This window comes from Enterobacter sp. K510, from assembly GCF_055804875.1.
Map to the genome: position 1 here is coordinate 112,403 of NZ_JBNRLQ010000005.1, position 19,639 is coordinate 132,041.

Here is a 19,639-nt window from a genome sequence, read left to right on the forward strand (position 1 = left end):
AAATATGATCTTATTAACAGATTTTTTCTAAAAAGGGAGTAATGCGGAGAGGTTAAATGCCGTACCCTGAATAATAAAAGCCCGTCATCAGGCGGGCTTTTTAAAGGGATTAAGTTACTGATGAATATTACTATTCGATATTCTGGATCTGCTCACGCATCTGTTCGATCAGCACTTTCAGCTCAATCGCAGAATTGGTCACGTCAGCGTTGATGGATTTGGACGCCAGGGTGTTCGACTCGCGGTTAAACTCCTGCATCATAAAGTCCAGACGGCGGCCTACCGCTTCTTTCTTCTTCAGAATGTTGTAGGTTTCTTTTACGTGGGCTTCGAGGCGATCGAGTTCTTCAGCGACATCAATGCGCTGCGCCATCAGCACCAGTTCCTGCTCAAGACGATTATTTTCCAGCTGTACCTGGGCGTCTTCCAGTTTGGCGACCAGACGCTCACGCTGCCATTTCAGCACTTCCGGCATCTGCGCACGTACCTTAGCAACTTCCTGGCTCACACCTTCAAGACGCTGCTCAATAAGGATTTTCAGCGCCTGGCCTTCGGTTTCGCGGGCGATGATAAAGTCGTCCAGCGCGCCGTCGAGAGCCGAGAGGATTTCTGCGGCAATCACGTCCAGATCCTGTTCCTGCGCGGCCATCACGCCAGGCCAGCGGAGAATATCCACCGGATTGATTTCGCCTTCGTCGCTCTGCATTTTGACCCAGTTCGCGGCGGTTACCAGCTGCTTAGCCAGTTTTTCATTCAGAATCAGTTCGCTTTGCGCGCTGACGTCAGGCTCAAAACGCAGGTTACATTCGATTTTGCCGCGCGTCAGACGCGTGCGGATCCGCTCGCGCACTACGGGTTCGAGGCTGCGAAACTGTTCCGGCAGGCGGAACCAGGTTTCCAGATAACGCTGGTTTACCGAGCGCAGTTCCCAGACTGCGCTGCCCCATTCCCCCTTGATTTCACGGCGGGCGTAGGCTGTCATACTGCGGATCATAAACGTTCCTGTTTTGAAGGAGAGATGGGGGGATTATAGCTTTCAGGGCTTACACAGGATAGGAATAAGCGACTTTAATCCGTATAATGCGCAGCCACATTCGTAGAAGCCGGAGAAATCATCATGCGTCCAGCAGGCCGTAGTGCCAATCAGGTGCGTCCCGTCACCCTGACCCGAAATTATACAAAACACGCTGAAGGTTCCGTGCTCGTCGAATTCGGTGATACCAAAGTTCTGTGCACCGCGTCCATTGACGAAGGCGTGCCGCGTTTCCTGAAAGGTCAGGGACAGGGCTGGATCACCGCCGAATACGGCATGTTACCCCGCGCGACGCATACCCGTAACGCGCGCGAGGCGGCCAAAGGTAAACAGGGCGGCCGTACCCTGGAAATTCAGCGCCTGATTGCCCGTTCACTGCGCGCCGCCGTGGATCTGAAAGCGCTGGGTGAGTTCACCATCACGCTGGACTGCGATGTGATCCAGGCGGATGGCGGCACCCGTACCGCGTCTATCACCGGTGCCTGCGTGGCGCTGGCCGATGCGCTGAACAAGCTGGTGGCGGCAGGTAAGCTTAAAACCAACCCGATGAAGGGCATGGTTGCCGCGGTATCCGTGGGCATCGTCAAGGGTGAAGCGCTGTGCGATCTGGAGTATGTTGAAGACTCCGCCGCTGAAACCGACATGAACGTGGTGATGACGGAAGATGGCCGCATCATTGAAGTGCAGGGTACCGCCGAAGGCGAGCCATTCACCCACGAAGAGTTGCTCTCGTTGCTGGCACTGGCCCGGGGAGGCATCGAATCCATCGTCGCCATGCAGAAGGCGGCGTTAGAGAATTGATTTTAAGGCGACTTGATAGTCGCCTTTTTTATGTCTGAAAAAAGCTTAAGGAGCAAATCCATGAAACCGTATCAGCGCCAGTTTATTGAATTTGCGCTTAACAAGCAGGTACTGAAGTTTGGTGAATTTACCCTGAAATCAGGACGCAAAAGTCCGTATTTCTTTAATGCCGGGCTGTTTAACACCGGCCGCGATCTGGCGCTGTTAGGCCGTTTTTATGCCGAAGCGCTGGTGGACTCCGGCATTGATTTTGACCTGTTGTTTGGCCCGGCATACAAAGGCATTCCCATTGCCACCACCACCGCCGTTGCGCTTGCGGAACACCATGAGCGTGATGTGCCCTACTGCTTTAACCGTAAAGAAGCCAAAGATCACGGCGAAGGCGGAAGCCTTGTGGGGAGCGCGTTACAGGGCCGCATTATGCTGGTGGATGATGTGATCACTGCCGGAACCGCCATCCGCGAGTCGATGGAGATTATTCAGGCGCATGGCGCGACCCTGGCGGGTGTGCTGATCTCCCTTGACCGTCAGGAGCGCGGACGCGGCGAGATTTCGGCGATCCAGGAAGTCGAGCGTGACTATGGCTGCCAGGTGATTTCAATCATCACGCTGAAAGACCTGATTGCGTATCTGGAAGAAAAGCCTGAGATGGCGGATCATCTGGCATCGGTACAGGCGTACCGCGATGAATTTGGCGTTTAAATAAATTTTGCCCGGTGGCGCGACGCGTACCGGGCATACTTAACGTTACTGCAGCTGCGCGGCCATTAGCGGCCAGCGGGCGTCAAAATCTTCTGTCGGACGGTATTTGAACTCGCTGCGTACAAAGCGCGACAGCATTCCCTCACAGAAGGCCAGTAACTGGCTTGCCAGCAGTGCTTCATCCACGGTATAGCCTTCGCCTTCACGCATTTTCCGCTCGCGCAGCACCTGGCGCAGTTGCGATTCAATACGATCGAACAACTGGTTAATGCGACCCTGCAGACGATCCTGCTCAAACATCAGCGCGTGACCGGTCAGAATGCGCGTCAGGCCTGGATTACGTTCACCAAATCCCACCACCAGCAGCACGATAAGACGCAGACGCGTGGTCGTGTCTTTTTCGTCTTTCAGGATCAGGTTAATACGCGTGGTCAGGCTATCTTCGATAAATTCAATCAGGCTATCGAACATACGCGTTTTACTGGGAAAATGACGATATAACGCCGCTTCTGAAACGCCAACGGAGGCTGCCAGCTTCGCCGTCGTGATGCGCTGGCTGCCGTCGCTGGATTCAAGCATCAATGCCAGAGATTGAAGTATTTCTTCGCGACGATTCCTTTTCGCAGTTTGTTTTTCTGCCATGTTCCAAAATACCCCTGAAAATAAGCACTTGTCAGGCGGGCATCCACGCAGCGACCGCAAACTGAAGTTTGCGGTAATGTTATTACTTTATGGCGCTGTGGGATGCGTTTATAAAGCCGCTTATTGACGGCCTGAATGGCCGAAGCCGCCTTCACCACGTACGGTGGCGTCGAAATCTTCCACCAGATTAAATTCTGCCTGTACCACCGGCACAAAAACCATCTGGGCGATGCGCTCGCCAGGTTCGATGGTGAAGCTGGTTTGTCCGCGGTTCCAGACGGAAACCATCAGTTGCCCCTGATAATCGGAGTCGATCAGGCCCACCAGGTTACCCAGCACCACGCCATGTTTATGTCCCAGCCCTGAGCGCGGCAGGATCACCGCTGCCAGCGTTGGGTCAGCAATGTGGATCGCCAGTCCGGTCGGAACTAAAGTGGTGGTGCCCGGCGCCAGTTCTACGGCGTCATCAAGACAGGCGCGCAGGTCAAGACCGGCAGAGCCGGAGGTGGCATAGGTTGGCAGCGGAAATTCCTGCCCAACACGCGGGTCCATAATCTTAACGTCGATTTTTTTCATCATAACGGGTAACGATCTCGTCCAGTAGTTGTTGGCCCAGAAGTGCCTTGCTCTCAAGCGGTAAGACTTTATCGCCGTCCTGCCAGAACAGGTGCAGTGCGTTGTTATCGCTGTTAAAACCCTGCTGCGCGCCGGAAACGTCATTGGCGCAAATCAGATCCAGATTTTTACGGCTGCGCTTTTGCCGGGCGTATTCTTCCACATTATTCGTTTCGGCAGCAAATCCAACAACATAGGGGCGATGCGCGGACAGCGCGGCGACGCCCGCTACGATATCCGGGTTTTTCACCATTTTCAGTGTGATTTCATCGCCTTGCTTTTTAATCTTCTCATCGGCAACGGCGGCGGCACGGTAGTCTGCCACAGCGGCGCAACCAATAAAAATCTGCTGCGTTTGCACATTGGCCTGTACTGCCGCTTCCATTTCCAGCGCCGTGGTGACGTCAATGCGCTTAACCTGCGGCGGCGTGGCAAGCGTGACCGGCCCGCTGACCAGCGTGACGTTCGCGCCACGTCTGGCGGCAGCAGCAGCAATAGCGAAGCCCATTTTCCCGGAACTGTGATTGGTGATGTAGCGCACCGGATCCAGCGGCTCCCGGGTCGGGCCTGCGGTAATCATGATATTCAGATGTTGCAGGTCTTTGACAGGCGAAAAATGCGCCGCGGCCAGATCGACAATCTCCAGCGGGTCGAGCATTCGCCCCGGACCGACATCGCCGCAGGCCTGGCTGCCGCTGTCCGGCCCCCACAGCAGCAAGCCGCGGGAAGCCAGGACGCCCAGATTATGCTGGGTGGCGGCGGCGCGGTACATTTGCTGGTTCATGGCTGGCACCACGGCGACCGGAGACGGGGTGGCAAGACAAATGGTCGACACCAGGTCATTGGCCATCCCGGCGGCAACGCGGGCGATTAAATCCGCGGTGGCCGGGGCCAGGATCACCAGATCGGCCCATTTTCCCAGCTCAATATGTCCCATTGCCGCTTCGGCTGCCGGATCGAGCAGGCTGTCGGAAACCGGATAGCCTGACACCGCCTGCAAACTCATAGGCGTAATAAAGGCTTTGGCGGCCTCGGTCATGGCGACACGCACCTCCGCGCCGCGATCGCGCAGACGGCGCACCAGCTCCGGCGCTTTATAGGCTGCGATACCGCCGCTGACGCCAAGAACGATTTTTTTACCGGCCAGACTCATCATGATTCTTTCCTGTTGGATTTCACCAGAAGGCGGGCATTTTATCACAATCCTCCATTTGGCGTGCTTTTGCGCATTGCGCACTTTGCGAGGCGCTACGCAAAGCCGTTAACCCGCTTTGTGGCAGGATAGGCGCTCAACAGGGAGGTGACATTATGGAAGAAACGCTATCTATACTACCGCGTGAAAAAACGCTGCTGTTTGGCGTCAAATCGCTCAGCGACGTTGAATTACTGGCGCTGTTTTTACGCACCGGCACACCCGGAAAAAATGTCATGGCGCTGGCGCACCATCTGCTGGGGCATTTTGGCTCGCTGTATGGTCTGCTGACCGCGGAATTTGAAACGTTCAGCGAGGTGGGCGGCATTGGGCTGGCAAAGTATGCCCAACTGAAAGGCATTGCCGAACTGGCGCGCCGTTTCTATGAGGTTAAGGTGGCAGAGGAGTTTGCCATCATGTCCCCGGATGTCGCATTAGCCTTTATAAAAAGTCAGTTAACGGCGGAAGAGCGCGAGATCTTTATGGTGATCTATCTTGATAACCAGAACCGGATCCTCAAGCATTGCCGCCTTTTTACCGGCACTATCGCCAATGTTGAGGTGCATCCGCGTGAAATTGTCCGCGAAGCCATTAAAATTAATGCCGTCGGCGTGATCCTTGCGCATAATCATCCTTCGGGCAGCGCGGAGCCCAGTAAATCCGATAAAATCATCACCGAACATGTGGTAAAGTGCTGCCAGTTCATGGACATCCGGGTGGTAGACCATCTGGTAATTGGCCGTGGAGAGTATGTTTCATTTGCCGAACGTGGCTGGATTTAGGCCACTTTACGCGATCCATTGGGATCTTTGTCTGTTCGGGACTTGAGCACATCGATTACACAGCGTATACTACGCCACCTTTGAGAATCTCGGGTTTGGCATTATGGGCCTGGCATTGTGGGTTCACATTGAACCGCCAGAGGCCAGGTTTGCAGCCTGACGAGGCGCCATAACCCTATACGAAGCTCGAGCTAATTTGATTTTTGGAGAATAGACATGTCCCGAGTCTGCCAAGTTACTGGCAAGCGTCCGGTGACCGGTAATAACCGTTCCCACGCACTGAACGCGACCAAACGCCGTTTCCTGCCGAACCTGCACTCTCACCGTTTTTGGGTTGAGAGCGAGAAGCGTTTTGTCACACTGCGTGTATCTGCTAAAGGTATGCGTGTAATCGATAAAAAAGGCATTGATACAGTTCTGTCCGAACTGCGTGCCCGTGGCGAAAAGTACTAAGTACTTAGAGGAAATAAATCATGGCTAAAGGTATTCGTGAGAAAATCAAGCTGGTTTCTTCTGCTGGTACTGGTCACTTCTATACCACCACGAAGAACAAGCGCACTAAGCCGGAAAAACTGGAACTGAAAAAATTCGATCCAGTTGTCCGTCAGCACGTGCTTTACAAAGAAGCAAAAATTAAATAATTTTCGCTTTGATGTACAAGAACCCCGCCTGTGCGGGGTTTTTTGCATTCAGCCTCCGGAGAAATCATGCCTGAATTACCTGAAGTGGAAACCAGCCGCCGTGGCATTGAGCCGCATCTGGTGGGTGAAACTATTCTGCATGCTGTCGTGCGCAACGGACGCCTGCGCTGGCCTGTTTCCGATGAAATCCATGCCCTGAGCGACAAACCGGTGCTGAGCGTGCAGCGTCGCGCCAAATATCTGCTGCTGGAGCTGCCTGACGGCTGGATCATCATCCATCTTGGCATGTCCGGCAGCCTGCGCATCCTGCCGTATGAAATGCCAGCCGAAAAACATGACCATGTCGATCTGGTGATGAGCAACGGCAAAGTGCTGCGCTACACCGATCCCCGCCGCTTTGGCGCCTGGCTGTGGACGTCGTCCCTTGAAGGCCATAACGTGCTGGCGCATTTAGGCCCCGAGCCGCTCAGCGACGCCTTTAACGCAGACTATCTGCGCCAGAAAAGCGCGAAAAAGAAAATCGCTATCAAACCCTGGCTGATGGATAACAAGCTGGTGGTGGGGGTCGGTAACATTTACGCCAGTGAATCACTGTTTGCCGCCGGGATCCATCCCGATCGTCTGGCGTCGTCGCTGTCGGCGGAGGAGTGCGAATTACTGGTGCGGGTGATCAAGGCCGTACTGTTGCGCTCTATCGAGCAGGGCGGCACCACGCTGAAAGACTTTCTGCAAAGCGACGGTAAACCCGGCTATTTTGCGCAGGAGTTGCAGGTGTATGGCCGCGAAGGCCAGCCGTGCCGGATTTGCGCCGCGCCCATTGTGGCCAGCAAACATGCCCAGCGCTCTACTTTTTACTGCCGCAACTGCCAGAAGTAAAGCGTGCGGGCGCTACGCCTGTAGCTTAGCGAGTAGCGCCTGATGCACATGCGCAGGCAGAAAGTGGGTGACGTCGCCATGATGACGGGCCACTTCCTTGACCAGCGATGACGAAATAAACGACCACTCTTTTGACGGCATCAGGAAGACGCTTTCCAGATCCGGCATCAGATGACGGTTCATTTGAGCGAGCTGCATTTCATATTCGAAGTCAGCCACTGCCCGCAGACCGCGAATGAGGATATTGGCCTGCTGATCGCGGGCGAAATTCGCCATCAAATCGCTAAAACCGACGACTTCAACGTTAGCCAGATGCGCGGTGGCCTGACGCGCCATTTCAACGCGTTCATCCAGGCTAAACAGCGGTTTCTTCCCCGGACTGGCGGCAATCGCCATGATGACCTTGTCAAACATGCAGGCCGCACGGGTGATGATGTCAACATGGCCGTTGGTGATGGGATCGAAAGTGCCGGGATAAATGGCTTTTGTCGTCATGGCGCGCTCTTTTCTGAGTAGCCGTGGTTCAGCGCCCACAGCCCGGTATATTTATTAAAAGTATACTGCGCATTCACCACGGCCAGCAGCCAGCCCTGTTTGCCGTCGAGCACGCCGCCGCGCAGCACCAGCGTTTTCATAAACGCGCCGATCGTATGCGCAAAGATACCTGTAATGCTGGTCTTCTTGCCCTGCTGATGGCGCTCTTTCGCCCAGGCGGTGGCGTAACTGAACTGCTTTTGCTGGAAACTGGCAAAGTCGCGGCAGGTCAGATGCAGCAGATCGCCCTGCAGGTTTACCACCGACGCACCTGCGCTTTCCAGGGATTCATGCACGGCATTGCGGTTGTACTGATACTTTTCGCGCGGATACAGACGCATCACGCGATCCGGGTACCAGCCGCTGTGGCGCATAAAACGGCCAAGAAAATAGTTACGGCGGGCAATGCTGTAGATGGTATCTGGCGCAGGGGAGGCCAGCACGCCCTGAATGGCCCGGGCGAGTTCCGGCGTGACGCGCTCGTCGGTGTCGATCATCAGCACATAATCGCCCGTGGCATACGCCTGCGCCCGCTGGCGCTGAATACCGTAGCCCTGCCAGTCGGTATTGGTGAAGACCTTGACCCCGGCGTTGCGGGCGATAGTGAGGGTGTCATCGGTGCTGCCGGAGTCCAGCAGCACGATCTCATCGGCAAAGGCCACCGAAGCCAGGCAATCCGGCAACAGATCGGCGCCGTTTTTGGCGATCATCACCACCGAGAGGCGCATTAGTGGCTCCGCTGCGGCAGATATGGTTGCAGGAGTTGCAGCAGTCGTGAGAGCGCGCCCTGATTCTGGTGCAGCACCTCAACGGCATGGCGGCCGTACCACAGGCGATAATCTTCATCGGTCAGCAGGGTCGAGACTTCTTTCACCAGCGAATCTGCATCGGTAACGGTGATCAGGCCATCCGCCTGCTGAAGCTTGGCGCAAATATCTTTGAAGTTGAAGGTGTGCGGGCCCATCAGCACCGGAATGGCATGCGCCGCCGGCTCCAGCGGGTTATGGCCGCCGCGCTCCACCAGGCTGCCGCCCACAAACGCCAGATCGGCAATGCCGTACAGCAGCATCAGCTCGCCCATGGTATCGCCAATCACCACCTGCGTGCTGCCGGACGGGATCTCGCCGGTGCTGCGCAGGGTAAAGCTGAAGCCGCCTTTCTGCACCATATCGCGCGCGTCTTTAAAACGCTCCGGATGGCGCGGCACCAGGATCAGCAGTAAATCGGGGAAGGTTTCCAGCAGCTTGCGGTGCGCCTGAAGAATAATCTCTTCTTCGCCATCGTGGGTGCTGGTGGCGATCCACACCTGACGGCGCGGCGCCCACTGTCGGCGCAGCGTAATAGCGCGCGCCGCCAGTTCCGGCGTAACGGAAATATCAAACTTCAGGCTGCCGGTAACGGCCAGCTGATTACGCTTGAGGCCGAGCTTCAGGAAGCGCTCGGCGTCTTCGTCATTCTGGGCGGCGATCAGGGTAATTTTGCCCAGCAGACGGCGCATAAAGTTGCCCAGCTTGCCGTAGCCTTTTGCTGAGCGTTCCGACAGACGCGCATTGGCGATCACCAGCGGGATTTTACGGGCATGCAGCGCGGAAATCATATTCGGCCACAGCTCGGTTTCCATAACGATGACAAGTTTTGGTCGCACGGTCGCCAGAAAACGGTTCATCGCACAGGGTAAATCGTAAGGCAGATAGACGTGGTGCACATCTTTGCCGAAGGCCGACATCACGCGCTCCGAGCCGGTGGGCGTCATGGTGGTCACGGTGATGGGCAGAGATGGATAACGGTGGCGCAGCGCACGCACCAGCGGAATGGCCGCCAGGGTTTCCCCCACCGACACAGAATGCAGAAGAATACCGTCCGGCTTCACTTTGTTACTGCAATAGCCATAGCGTTCAGCCCAGCGTTTACGATACGCAGGAGCCTTGCGGCTGCGAAGCAACAAACGCAGCCACACCAGCGGCTGGATAAGATAGAGCAGGGCGGTATACAACAATTCCAAGCGATTATCCGTTTTTTGAGTTTCGGCGGGCAAATTCTAAGCATTAAAGCGGGCTAAAGCTATACTTTTGGCGCTTTTGGTCACGCTTTTGCCACTGTTTCGTACAATGCGAAAGGGGAAAACGAAGAACCACTGGACGGCACAGGGCAGAAAAGCCCTGTGCGCGGGAAAAACGATTACTGCTCTGCTGGCGGGAGTTCGTTCAGATGATAGGTGATCCGCTCCGAAAGACCCCGAATATCACCGCCGGTGATGAAGTAGCTGTCATCTTTCTGATTCGGGTTCGTCACCTGATAACCCAGCACTTTATTGATCAGCGTCGCCAGCTGGAAATGGTTCAGCGGCATCTGCGGGCTGATGTTTTTCAGCGACATCGCCGGATCGTTACTGAAATAGATGAACGGCACCTGCGCAATCGGCATTTCCACGACGGAGTGCCCGAACAGCCCGCCGTCCCCGACGCGTTCACCATGATCGGAGGTGATAAAGACCAGCACCGGCAGTTTCGATTTCGCCATCACCGTACGGATCGCAGAAGCCAGCTCCTTGTCGTAAAGACGAACGGCATCGTCATATTCATTCTTTTTCTGCGCCACGTCATCATCAAGATGCGGGGTGGAAAACTTCGCGAATCCGGCCGGAATGTTCCGCTCATAAGGAATATGCGGTGCGCGGCTGTTCAGCACCATCATGAAGGGTTTATTCCAGTCCAGCGGGGCTTTTTCAACGGACGGGGTGAGGATCCGGTCAGCGCCCACATCCGGGGCCGGACGCACCTGCGTATCTTCCCAAAAATCGATGTCATGAATGCCAATCCAGTTGCTCAGCCCTTCCAGACCCTGCGCTGAAATAAACGCGGTCTGATAACCCTGTTTCTTCGCATTGGCAAAAATATTGGTCGCTTTGCTTTTATACGCTGAGAAGTTATCCGGCTCGCGCAGGTTATTGACCAGCATCGGAATGGCGACACGTGTGGAGACGGCGTTAGAGACAATCAGACGTCCACTGCCCTGGTATTGATCCATCAGCGCTTTCAGTTCTGGCGTGGTCTCTCTTTCATAGCCGAGCGCGCTGACATGATGCGGGTTCAGACTCTCGCCAATGGCCAGGATCACCGAATATTTCCCGTTCTGGTGGTCTGCAACCGGCGTGACCTGGTAAGGCTCGTAATGGGCGATATTCTGGTTTTCGCCCGACAGCGCTTCGGGGATCAGCCTTACCGCGCTAAAGCTCATCGCTGACAGGCCGTTGCGCAGCAGGGAGTGGCGCAGGTCAGGATTGAATTTATACATCTGGCCGTCGATGGCTTTGTAGAACTGGCCTAAAAACATCACCGCTATCGCCAGCAGGCAGGGGGCGGCAACCCATTTGTGCCAGTGCGGCCCAATACGGCGGGCAAACACCAGCGCGAAGACGATCGCCACCAGCATGATCACAAAATAAATGCCCAGCGCACCGAGGCTGTCGGTAATACCGCTGGCAATATCTTTCGTTTCAACAAACGCCAGCCACACTTCGCTCGGGCCATAGAACTGCCCATAAAACTGGTGGTAGATAGCCTCAGATAGCTGCACGATATAGGTGATCGCCAGCAGCACGCGCGTCAGCATAAAACGAATGCTGACCGCCGCAAGCAGAGAGATGATCACATACAGCGCAATATCACCCGATTTCGGGCTGTATGCTGTGTCTTTAAGGCTGACAATAATTTCGGAAAGCGCAAAAAACGCCGTAAAAATCAGCGTAAGAATAATGGTCTTAAGCAGATTTCGTCCCAGCGAAGGGCGGGACAGCAATGACGATCTGAACATGTTTTAACCCGAATGGTTTTAGAATTTCTTGGTCAGGGGACGAATGGCTTTACCGAAACCAAAGCGCACCGCGCGGACGACCGTCGGACGGTTATGTAAGCCTTTACGCCAGATATCCTCAAACAAGGCATACCAGCGGGCAGCTACGGCTTCACGGGAGTAAACCTGTAGCCGTTTTTCGCCCTGCTCGCGCATTTGACGGAATAACTCCGGCGAGTTTTTCAGTCGCATGATGGCGGCAAAGGCTTCGTCAGGGTTTTTGGCAATCAGATAATCCAGTTCGCTCTCGCGAATAGCGCGGAATGACGGCTCGTCATCGCACACCATGACTGTTTTACCCAGCCAGTTATTGATGAGTTTGCTGGCTGGCTTACGGGCCAGCTTGTGGTCATGAGATTTGCGGAAGCTCACGCAGACATCCACATCGCGGTAATCCACCCAGTTATCAAAGGAGATACGCAGGGTGATGCCCTGTTCTGCAAGACGTTGTTTAAACGCTTCGCTGCGGTACTCTTCCGGGAAGCTGTCCACCCGGCCAAAGTAGGCCACCGTCTGCACGCTATCATCGGTGCGCTCGCGCGGCTGAACGCCTGGCTGCGGCCAGTAGGGCACGAAAATGCGGTTGCTGTGGCCGTCAACTTCCGGGTTCTGATCGACAACATAGTCAGCGCCTATTACCGGCGGGCGGTCGGCGCGGGCGACGACAGTGACGCCTTTCCAGGGTTTGACCCGTGAGCCGAAGTCATCGTTATGCATCAGATTGATCGCATCAGGACGGCATTCGGAACCGAATGAACACTCGATTGCATCACCGTAATAGTGCTTCAGAGCCAGCGTGGTCTGGAATGTCCAGCCACCGCGTCCGCCGCAATAGAAACGTTCAGGAATGGTGTTCGGATCCGTTCCTGCGGCAAGCAGCGCATCAAAATCGGCGTAGTTTTTGGCGATAAAATCCGCCCGGGATACGGCGTGCAATTTAAGCTTATTCATAGGTTCGCTTTATTTAATCAGTTTCTTAAGACGAAAGTAACGGCGTCCCAGACGCCAGCGCTGACGGAAACCGCGCGCGTTTTGCCAGATCATGGACCAGATCCCGCGGGAAAACAGCTCTGCGGTGATCTCACGCTTTTTCGCCGCATCCTCAATGTTATTGATGCTGTGCAGAATACCCAGCCCCTCTTTGGCAATTTGCCAGTGGCAGGCGGGTACGCGCTTAACCTGTTGCGGATAACGCTGGTTAATCGCATGCAGCATCTCAAGGATTTTCATGTAGTGGCGAGCCGAGCGCATACGGGTGTCGTCGGTGCCCGGAGTATGGGACACGGAAGCCGAATGAATCAGGTAGTCGTAATAGGTTTCGTCGATGTACTGCACACGTTTCGCGGTCAGCAGCACTTCCGTTGTCCAGGGAATATCCTGATGGCGCAGACCATGCTCGAAGGTAAAACCCTGCGCTTTGATAAAAGCATGGCGATAGATGTTCAGCCAGGTCACATGCAGGAATTTACGTGACGACAGCGCTTTTTGCAGCCAGGTCGGCCCATCCAGCACGCCCGTTGAGGGCAGCTTATCGGACGGGAAAATCTTCTTCGCCGGGCGGCCATCATCGTAAATGTAGGTGCCATTACAGGTTGCCACATCCAGATCGCCCTTTCTGGCTATTTCCAGCAGGCGGTTATACATCCCCGGATAGATCACATCGTCAATATCCGGAAACGCAATGTACTCACCTCGGGCAACCGCCAGCCCGGTATTGCGTGCCGCTGAAACCCCCTGATTGGGCTGATCGATAACCTGATAATCGCTGAATTTATCGGCGTAGCGGGCAATGATCGCCGCAGAATTATCGGTCGAACCGTCGTTTACGATAATCAATTCGAGGCTGTTCAGGTTCTGACTTTTGATGCTGTCAAAAAAAGCGCTCAGAAACTTTTCACCATTATAGACGGCGACAACGAGGCTCAATTGCGGGGTATCTGACATGCTTTCTCCGTAAAAGCGGGCAATGCGGTGGCTTTTCGACAGCCATTATCTGAATGAGTTCTGCCGGGGTATGGCAGCACCAGCGGTGGCTATTATCTACTAAGTGATAAAGAAAACCACTGGTGCAGGAACATTACCGTCAGGAAGTGGATTGTTTCTCATTGCGCGGCGTCAACGAGCAGATGCCGATAAGCAGGCCAGTGAGCATCATATATTGCTCAAGGTAGTGATCCTTAAGGTTATGATCGACCAGCGTACGTGAGAAGAAGCCTACCGTGAACAGCAGCAGGAACATGCCTGCCATGGTATTGCCACGGCGGAACTGCCGCCATCCGATATACCAGCAGCCCATCAGCAAAATCAGCCAGCCCGCAATCCCCGCAATGCCGTTTTGCAGACCAAATTCGATTAAGCCGTAGTGGCTGTGCGGAACGGTAATTTTATCCGATTGTAAATCCCGGCGCAGGATATAGTTAAAGGCCTCTTTGCGTGGACCCATGCCTGCCGGATGTTCAGCGACAATTGCCCAGCCCTGATGGAAGAAGCTGGCACGGCAACCATTCGAGTGATTCATCGGCCTGCCCTGACTGTTAACAGGTATAGTTCCCTTATTTTTGTTATAGCAAAAACTGCTCAACGGTGCGTTCCAGCCTGCAACCGCATCGCTCTCAAGCGTTTGCCAGCGTGGATCGGTTTTCCAGGAGGCATAACCTAATACCAAAGATGCACCGATAAGCAGCAATAAAATACCACTCATCAGGACAACTTTGCTGCGGCGCATATGATGCATGCTGAGCAATACAAAGGTTGAAAACAGGCTGCCTACCAGCCCAATGGTTCCCCAGCGTGTATCGACGAGCGCTGTACAAACCAGGTTGGATAGTAAAATCGCTATCAAAAACGGCGTCTTCAGACGCAGAAAACGCTGGTGTAATAAGCCACGGGCCAGCAACTCGGCAATCAGAAAACCGGTGATCATATTCACCTGGAAGCTCATACGGGTGCGGTTAAAGACAATCCGTGTTTCCCCCCAGTGAATATACCCATCACGCCAGTACAGCCAGAGGGTATCCAGCAGATGGATACAGATGACGCCCCAGAAGAATAAAACGATCAGCGTAAACAGACGGGCCGCGGAAAAGTTGGGGAAGGCGGTTTGTATGGCAGGTAACATGACCATACCGGCACAAAATAGCAGGACCGGTCGTAACCACTGGCCGCTCCACGCCGAAACCATTTCTTTAATATCGGGAGTGACAACAAAGCCATTAATCAGAATAAAGAAAGTTAATACCCAGACGGCAATAAGAACAAACTTAATCTGTCTGAAATTTAAACGAGTGCGGGCTTCAGGTGAAGAAAAGAAAAGGCCAACAGATAAAGCAATTAAAGGATAAATCAGGCCATTTCGATGAAACGGTAATTGATCGTTAGGAATCGGCCAGGCGAAGCATAATGCTAATGTATAGAGAACTAACAGGCCTGTCAGGATGTTACGAGTTTTCGTCATAATTATTTAGGCTAGTTAAGGATTTCGGCGTGGTGACCGGGTAGTAACGCAGCAGCACAAGAATTCCACGACAGGGCGGAGAGATTTGTGAAAGCGCAGGAAAATTACCATAGATAGCACAACTTAAGAAGAATAATGTTTGTAAGTAAGATTATCACTGAGCGGGCGATGAATGTGCGTCAGGCGGGCCTGCAAGTATATAATGATTCGATTAATGAGGTCGTTAGCCACTCACAGGAAGCGTATGCATATTGTTCACACAGAAGCCGATGGCGGTAAGGGCGGTCAGCCATTGCGCATCATCAATGAGTCACTGGGTATGATCCAGCGTGGTCATCAGGTGACCATTCTTTGTCCGGAGAGCGCGCCGCTGCATGCGCTGGCGCAGAATGCCGGGCTGACGGTGGTGACGCTTCCGCTCAGGCGGAAAAATGTGCCGAACCTGCTGGCGTTACGCCGCTGGCTGCAGGCCAACCGGCAGACTGTGGACGTGGTCAATAGCCATAACTCAGCCGATACCTGGCTGGTGGCGCTGGCGAACCTGACGCTCTCACGCCCGGTGCCGCTGGTGCGCACCCGTCATGCATCCGGTTTACCGCGCAATAATGCCGGCAGCCGCTGGCTGTTCCGCACCGCCTGCGCGCATATCGTCACCACGGGCGAAGCGCTGCGGCATCAGATGACGGCGATTGGCGTGCCGCTGGAACAAACCACCTCCGTACCCAGCGGCGTCGATCCGGCACGTTTTCATCCGGCGGATAAACAGGCGGCGCGCCAGCAGTGCGGTCTGTCGGCGGATGATTTCTGGCTCGGCGTGGTGTCGCACCTGCGCCCCAACAAAGGTCACGGCGTATTGCTGGAGGCGCTGGCGCAGATCCCTAATCCGGCGATCAAGCTGGCGATTGTCGGCGAAGGTCCACACCGTGCGGCGCTGGAGCAGACGATTGCGCGGCTGGGTTTAGCCGATCGCGTATTGATGGCGGGGCATCAGGCTGCGCCGGAGAAGTGGTTCCCGGCGTTTGATATTGCGTTAAGCCCGTCCCACGATATGGAAGGCGTGCCGCAGGGCGTGCTGCAATCCCTCGCCAGCCGCATCGCTACTATTGCCACCGACGCGGGCGGTACGGCGGATGCGGTGATTGACCGCCAGACCGGCCTGCTGGTCGGCCAGCGTGATGCCGGGGCGCTGCGTGATGCGATTGTCACGCTGCATAAAGATGCTGCGCTTCGCGATCAGCTGGCGCAGCAGGGGTATGATTATCTTCTCGCCCATCTCACGCGGGACTGCATGTTAAGCGCGATGGAAAAGGTTTTTTCCGACGCGATTCAGCGTAATAGTTCGCGATAAAGCGCCTGTAACTCCTGCGCCATGCGGTCGAGCGTCCAGGGCTCGGCGGTGGTGCGGGCATTGATGGCGTACGCTTTTCCCGCCTCGCGACCCGACAGCCATTCGCCGATAGCCTGCCGGTAGCCGGAAACGTCCAGCGCATCGCGCACCCAGCCGTTTTCCCCTTCGCGGATCCATTCCGCCGCCCCGCATCCGGGGCTGGTAAACAGCGGTAATCCGCAGGCCAGCGCTTCCACGCAGACATTTGGAAAGGGATCGTACAGGGTAGGCAGGATCAGCGCATCCGCCGTGCCGTAGACCTGGCGCACATCCGCCACCGGGCCGAGAAATTTTACCCGATCCGCCACGCCCAGCGACTGCGCCTGCTTTTCAAATTTACGGGCATTTTTATCGCGTCCGGCGACCAGCAGCCAGACGCCGGGATGCGCCGCGATGGCCGCCAGCGCTGTCGCCACGCCTTTACGCGCAAAGCCGGAACCGACGTAGGCCAGCACCGGCGCATCGGCTGGGATCGCCAGCGTCTCCCGCATCGTCAGTTTGCGTACGTCCGGATGGAAATGGGCGGTATCGACGCCGTTATAAATCACCGTCAGCCTGTCAGCGGGCAGACGGAAGCGACGAACAATGTCATCCCGTACCATCTTAGAGTTGCAGATCACTTTGCGCAGCGCCGGATGGGTGAACATCGCCTGCTCCGCCTGCAAAATGTAGCGGTGATAGGGGCTGAAGGACTGCGACCAGCGCTTCGGCAGCGACAGAATGCGGCTGTACTGTTCAAGCCATGTGGCGTGCACGCCGTCACCGGCGCGGAAAATGGTGGCGCCGGGAATACGCTCGTGGCTCTGCACAATGTCGAAGCGGTTAAACAGCTGAGACGCCGCGCGGGCAAAGCCAGCTTCCCGGGCGGTGCGGTTACGGAAGGGCGGATCGACGGTCAGCGTCTGCCAGCCGGTGGCGTTCTCCCACTGGCGGGCGATCAGCGTGACGTCCAGCGAACTGTCGCCCGCCAGGGTATTCAGGGCACGGGAAACAAACCGCTCCGCGCCGCCGTTGGGGTTATAGGTCTGTCGGACAATCGCCAGTTTCATGCCGGATTTTCCAGTAGCAGCGTATCAATGGCGCTCAGCACCTGCTGTGGCGTAATGGCGGTGATGCAGTCCGACACGCCGCTGTCGCCGCAGCCTGCTTTCCCGCAGGGCTGGCAGGTGAAGCCTGCGATAATTACCCGATAGGCCACGCCCCAGGGCGCCCACTTAATCGCCCCGGTCGGACCAAAAATCGCCACCGTCGGCGTCCCCACGGCGCTGGCCAGATGCATCGGCATCGAGTCGACGCCAAAGTAGAGCCGCGCATGTTTCATCAGCGCGCCCAGCTCTTTCAGATTCAGCTGTCCGCTGAGATCGAACACCGGCTGCGTCAGCGCGGCGCGGAGCTGATCCATATAGGCGGTTTCTTCTTTCGATGGCGCAGCGGAGAGGATCACCGGAATGCCGCGTGCGGCAATGGCATCCACGGTGGCCGCCAGCTTGTCAATCTGCCAGGCCTTGAACATCCAGCGTGAGGTGGGATGCACCAGCACATAATCTTTCCCCACCAGGCCAAACCCCGCCAGCTTGTTGAGCACGGAGGTTTCCGCGTCCTCGCCCGGCACGAACAGCGTGCGTTTGTCTTCCACGCTCGCCGGATGGATGCCAATGCGCCGGAGCGCGTCGAGGTTCACTTCCACCATGTGACGGCTGTTGTCCTGGATCGCCGGATAGAGCGTGGTAAAAGATTTCACCCAGCGCCAGCGCGCCAGCCCGCTACGTTTATCCGGCTTAAAGCCGACGGAAACGCGCGGCTTCAGCTTGCGCGCCAGCCGTGCGCCGTGCCAGTGCTCGGTCAGGTTGATTAGCACGTCATAATCCCGCGCTTTCAGGGAGTTACGCAGCTGGCGATACAGGCTCAGCTGCTTCAGCCAGCCCTGTTTACGCCAGTTGCGCCCGATGGTGTGCACCCGATCGATATAGGGGTGGCTGGTGAGCATCGCCTGTGTATCGTCATAGACCAGCGCGTCCACTTCCACGCCCGGCCAGTTTTTTTTCAGCACGGTAAACAGCGGCGAGGTTAAAAGCACATCACCATGATGACGAAGCTTGATGATCAGTACCCGTTTCGGCGGGCGTTCAGCCGTGAAAAAGTCAGACATGGACATTCTCTGCTGCCAGCAAGGGCTGTAATTTTTCCAGGACCGCAGCGGCGGGGAGATCGCTTAACTGCGATGAATGTTCAGGGCGGCAAACGACCTGATTTTTGCCATAACCGCCAATTAATCCCGGATCGGTCGGGCCATATAACGTGATATTAGGACGATCAAGAGCGGCGGTCAGATGGCTTAATCCGGTGTCCACCGACACCACAAAGGCAGCGCCTGCCAGTTCGCGCGCCACCTTTTCCAGACTCATGCGCGGCAGTACCTCAACGTGATCCATATCCTGCGCCAGCCGTTTTGCGCGCGCTTCTTCGTGGGCGGCTCCCCAGGGCAGCTTGATGCGCAGTCCGGTGGGCTGCAACAAGGCGATCAGCTCGCGCCAGTGGGACTCAGGCCAGTGCTTATCATCGCGGGTAGTGGCATGCAGGAACACGGCGTAAGAAGCAGGTTGCGTCTGGTCGGTCAGGAAGTGCTGCGCAATGCTGTAATCACCCTGGGTTTGCGGTCGGGCATAACCCAGACTACGGGCGAACAGCTCGCGGGTGCGTTCCACCGCGTGCTGCGCTTTGGCGATGGCATGACGACGATTATAAAACAGGCTCGCCAGCGGCTCGCGGGCGCTGTGCCAGTCCATACCATGCTTCACGCCGCGCGCCAGGCGCGTCACCAGCGCTGCGCTTTTCACTAAGCCCTGCGCATCAATAATAGCGTCGTATTGTACAGCGCGGACGGCGTCACGAAATTTCTGCCGTTCGGCGCGGATCGGCGCGGAAAACCACGCCTTACGCCAGCGGCGGATCGCCACCGGGATCACGCGATCAACGGCGGCATGCCAGCCGGGGATCTGCGCGAAGCCCTCTTCAACCACCCAGTCAAAACGAATGCCCGGAATAGCCTGCATGGCGTCGGTTAACGCGGGCAGCGTATGCAGCACATCGCCCATCGACGAGGTTTTTACGATCAGAACCCGCATCCG

21 protein-coding genes are annotated in these 19,639 nt (G+C 55.9%); 7 read left to right on the forward strand and 14 right to left on the reverse strand.

The window, feature by feature from the left end; translation table 11 throughout:
* Nucleotides 1–130: 130 nt before the first annotated feature.
* Complete coding sequence (locus ACQUTD_RS10270; protein WP_473275348.1) at nucleotides 131–994, reverse strand: YicC/YloC family endoribonuclease; 864 nt, start codon at nucleotides 992–994, stop codon at nucleotides 131–133.
* Nucleotides 995–1,117: 123 nt separating this feature from the next.
* On the opposite strand from ACQUTD_RS10270, the gene rph reads away from it, so the two are divergent.
* Nucleotides 1,118–1,834, forward strand: coding sequence for a ribonuclease PH (gene rph / locus ACQUTD_RS10275; RefSeq protein ID WP_072571008.1), 717 nt, complete (start codon nucleotides 1,118–1,120; stop codon nucleotides 1,832–1,834).
* Between the two features lie 60 nt (nucleotides 1,835–1,894).
* On the forward strand, nucleotides 1,895–2,536 hold the full coding sequence (pyrE, locus tag ACQUTD_RS10280) for an orotate phosphoribosyltransferase (RefSeq protein ID WP_072571010.1): 642 nt from the start codon (nucleotides 1,895–1,897) through the stop codon (nucleotides 2,534–2,536).
* Nucleotides 2,537–2,581: 45 nt separating this feature from the next.
* Here pyrE and slmA read toward each other — a convergent pair whose 3' ends face one another.
* The 3 genes from slmA to coaBC all read right to left on the reverse strand — a co-directional run bounded on the left by slmA (nucleotide 2,582) and on the right by coaBC (nucleotide 4,946).
* Nucleotides 2,582–3,178 (reverse strand): nucleoid occlusion factor SlmA, encoded by a 597-nt coding sequence (slmA, locus tag ACQUTD_RS10285; protein WP_072571012.1) that lies wholly within the window; start codon nucleotides 3,176–3,178, stop codon nucleotides 2,582–2,584.
* Nucleotides 3,179–3,298: 120 nt separating this feature from the next.
* A complete protein-coding gene (gene dut, locus ACQUTD_RS10290) occupies nucleotides 3,299–3,757 on the reverse strand; it encodes a dUTP diphosphatase (RefSeq protein ID WP_473275341.1) in 459 nt (152 codons plus the stop codon).
* A complete protein-coding gene (coaBC, locus tag ACQUTD_RS10295) occupies nucleotides 3,735–4,946 on the reverse strand; it encodes a bifunctional phosphopantothenoylcysteine decarboxylase/phosphopantothenate--cysteine ligase CoaBC (protein ID WP_072571292.1) in 1,212 nt (403 codons plus the stop codon). Before coaBC ends, dut begins: the two co-directional genes overlap by 23 nt.
* Before the next feature lie 155 nt (nucleotides 4,947–5,101).
* Here coaBC and radC point away from each other — a divergent pair, with 155 nt between their 5' ends.
* The 4 genes from radC to mutM all read left to right on the forward strand — a co-directional run bounded on the left by radC (nucleotide 5,102) and on the right by mutM (nucleotide 7,284).
* Complete coding sequence (gene radC / locus ACQUTD_RS10300) at nucleotides 5,102–5,767, forward strand: RadC family protein (protein ID WP_072571016.1); 666 nt, start codon at nucleotides 5,102–5,104, stop codon at nucleotides 5,765–5,767.
* 216 nt (nucleotides 5,768–5,983) lie between these two features.
* The gene (rpmB, locus tag ACQUTD_RS10305; RefSeq protein ID WP_002436699.1) at nucleotides 5,984–6,220 is read left to right on the forward strand and encodes a 50S ribosomal protein L28; all 237 of its coding nucleotides are present in this window, start codon (nucleotides 5,984–5,986) and stop codon (nucleotides 6,218–6,220) included.
* Between the two features lie 20 nt (nucleotides 6,221–6,240).
* A complete protein-coding gene (gene rpmG / locus ACQUTD_RS10310; RefSeq protein ID WP_003024094.1) occupies nucleotides 6,241–6,408 on the forward strand; it encodes a 50S ribosomal protein L33 in 168 nt (55 codons plus the stop codon).
* A 66-nt stretch (nucleotides 6,409–6,474) separates the two neighbouring features.
* Nucleotides 6,475–7,284: a bifunctional DNA-formamidopyrimidine glycosylase/DNA-(apurinic or apyrimidinic site) lyase gene (gene mutM, locus ACQUTD_RS10315; RefSeq protein WP_072571018.1), complete on the forward strand. Its 810-nt coding sequence runs from the start codon at nucleotides 6,475–6,477 to the stop codon at nucleotides 7,282–7,284.
* Nucleotides 7,285–7,296: 12 nt separating this feature from the next.
* Here mutM and coaD read toward each other — a convergent pair whose 3' ends face one another.
* The 7 genes from coaD to ACQUTD_RS10350 all read right to left on the reverse strand — a co-directional run bounded on the left by coaD (nucleotide 7,297) and on the right by ACQUTD_RS10350 (nucleotide 15,124).
* A complete protein-coding gene (gene coaD, locus ACQUTD_RS10320; protein WP_473275335.1) occupies nucleotides 7,297–7,779 on the reverse strand; it encodes a pantetheine-phosphate adenylyltransferase in 483 nt (160 codons plus the stop codon).
* On the reverse strand, nucleotides 7,776–8,546 hold the full coding sequence (locus tag ACQUTD_RS10325) for a glycosyltransferase (protein WP_473275333.1): 771 nt from the start codon (nucleotides 8,544–8,546) through the stop codon (nucleotides 7,776–7,778). Before ACQUTD_RS10325 ends, coaD begins: the two co-directional genes overlap by 4 nt.
* Nucleotides 8,546–9,820 (reverse strand): lipid IV(A) 3-deoxy-D-manno-octulosonic acid transferase, encoded by a 1,275-nt coding sequence (gene waaA / locus ACQUTD_RS10330; protein ID WP_473275331.1) that lies wholly within the window; start codon nucleotides 9,818–9,820, stop codon nucleotides 8,546–8,548. Before waaA ends, ACQUTD_RS10325 begins: the two co-directional genes overlap by 1 nt.
* A 176-nt stretch (nucleotides 9,821–9,996) precedes the next feature.
* Entirely contained in the window at nucleotides 9,997–11,631 is a 1,635-nt protein-coding gene (locus ACQUTD_RS10335; RefSeq protein ID WP_318362544.1) for a sulfatase-like hydrolase/transferase, read from the reverse strand.
* A gap of 18 nt (nucleotides 11,632–11,649) precedes the next feature.
* On the reverse strand, nucleotides 11,650–12,621 hold the full coding sequence (locus ACQUTD_RS10340; RefSeq protein ID WP_473275327.1) for a glycosyltransferase family 1 protein: 972 nt from the start codon (nucleotides 12,619–12,621) through the stop codon (nucleotides 11,650–11,652).
* Nucleotides 12,622–12,630: 9 nt separating this feature from the next.
* On the reverse strand, nucleotides 12,631–13,614 hold the full coding sequence (locus tag ACQUTD_RS10345) for a glycosyltransferase (RefSeq protein ID WP_473275321.1): 984 nt from the start codon (nucleotides 13,612–13,614) through the stop codon (nucleotides 12,631–12,633).
* 139 nt (nucleotides 13,615–13,753) lie between these two features.
* Complete coding sequence (locus ACQUTD_RS10350) at nucleotides 13,754–15,124, reverse strand: O-antigen ligase family protein (RefSeq protein ID WP_473275318.1); 1,371 nt, start codon at nucleotides 15,122–15,124, stop codon at nucleotides 13,754–13,756.
* A 244-nt stretch (nucleotides 15,125–15,368) separates the two neighbouring features.
* Here ACQUTD_RS10350 and ACQUTD_RS10355 point away from each other — a divergent pair, with 244 nt between their 5' ends.
* Nucleotides 15,369–16,472: a glycosyltransferase gene (locus tag ACQUTD_RS10355; RefSeq protein ID WP_473275316.1), complete on the forward strand. Its 1,104-nt coding sequence runs from the start codon at nucleotides 15,369–15,371 to the stop codon at nucleotides 16,470–16,472.
* On the opposite strand, the gene ACQUTD_RS10360 is transcribed toward ACQUTD_RS10355, so the two are convergent.
* From ACQUTD_RS10360 to rfaC, 3 genes are read right to left on the reverse strand one after another with little or no spacing between them, the layout of a single operon-like run.
* On the reverse strand, nucleotides 16,451–17,560 hold the full coding sequence (locus ACQUTD_RS10360; protein ID WP_473275312.1) for a glycosyltransferase: 1,110 nt from the start codon (nucleotides 17,558–17,560) through the stop codon (nucleotides 16,451–16,453). The genes ACQUTD_RS10355 and ACQUTD_RS10360 overlap by 22 nt on opposite strands.
* Nucleotides 17,557–18,660: a putative lipopolysaccharide heptosyltransferase III gene (gene rfaQ / locus ACQUTD_RS10365; RefSeq protein WP_318374920.1), complete on the reverse strand. Its 1,104-nt coding sequence runs from the start codon at nucleotides 18,658–18,660 to the stop codon at nucleotides 17,557–17,559. Before rfaQ ends, ACQUTD_RS10360 begins: the two co-directional genes overlap by 4 nt.
* On the reverse strand, nucleotides 18,653–19,636 hold the full coding sequence (gene rfaC, locus ACQUTD_RS10370) for a lipopolysaccharide heptosyltransferase RfaC (protein ID WP_473275309.1): 984 nt from the start codon (nucleotides 19,634–19,636) through the stop codon (nucleotides 18,653–18,655). The genes rfaQ and rfaC overlap by 8 nt, the downstream gene beginning before the upstream one ends.
* Nucleotides 19,637–19,639: the final 3 nt, after the last annotated feature.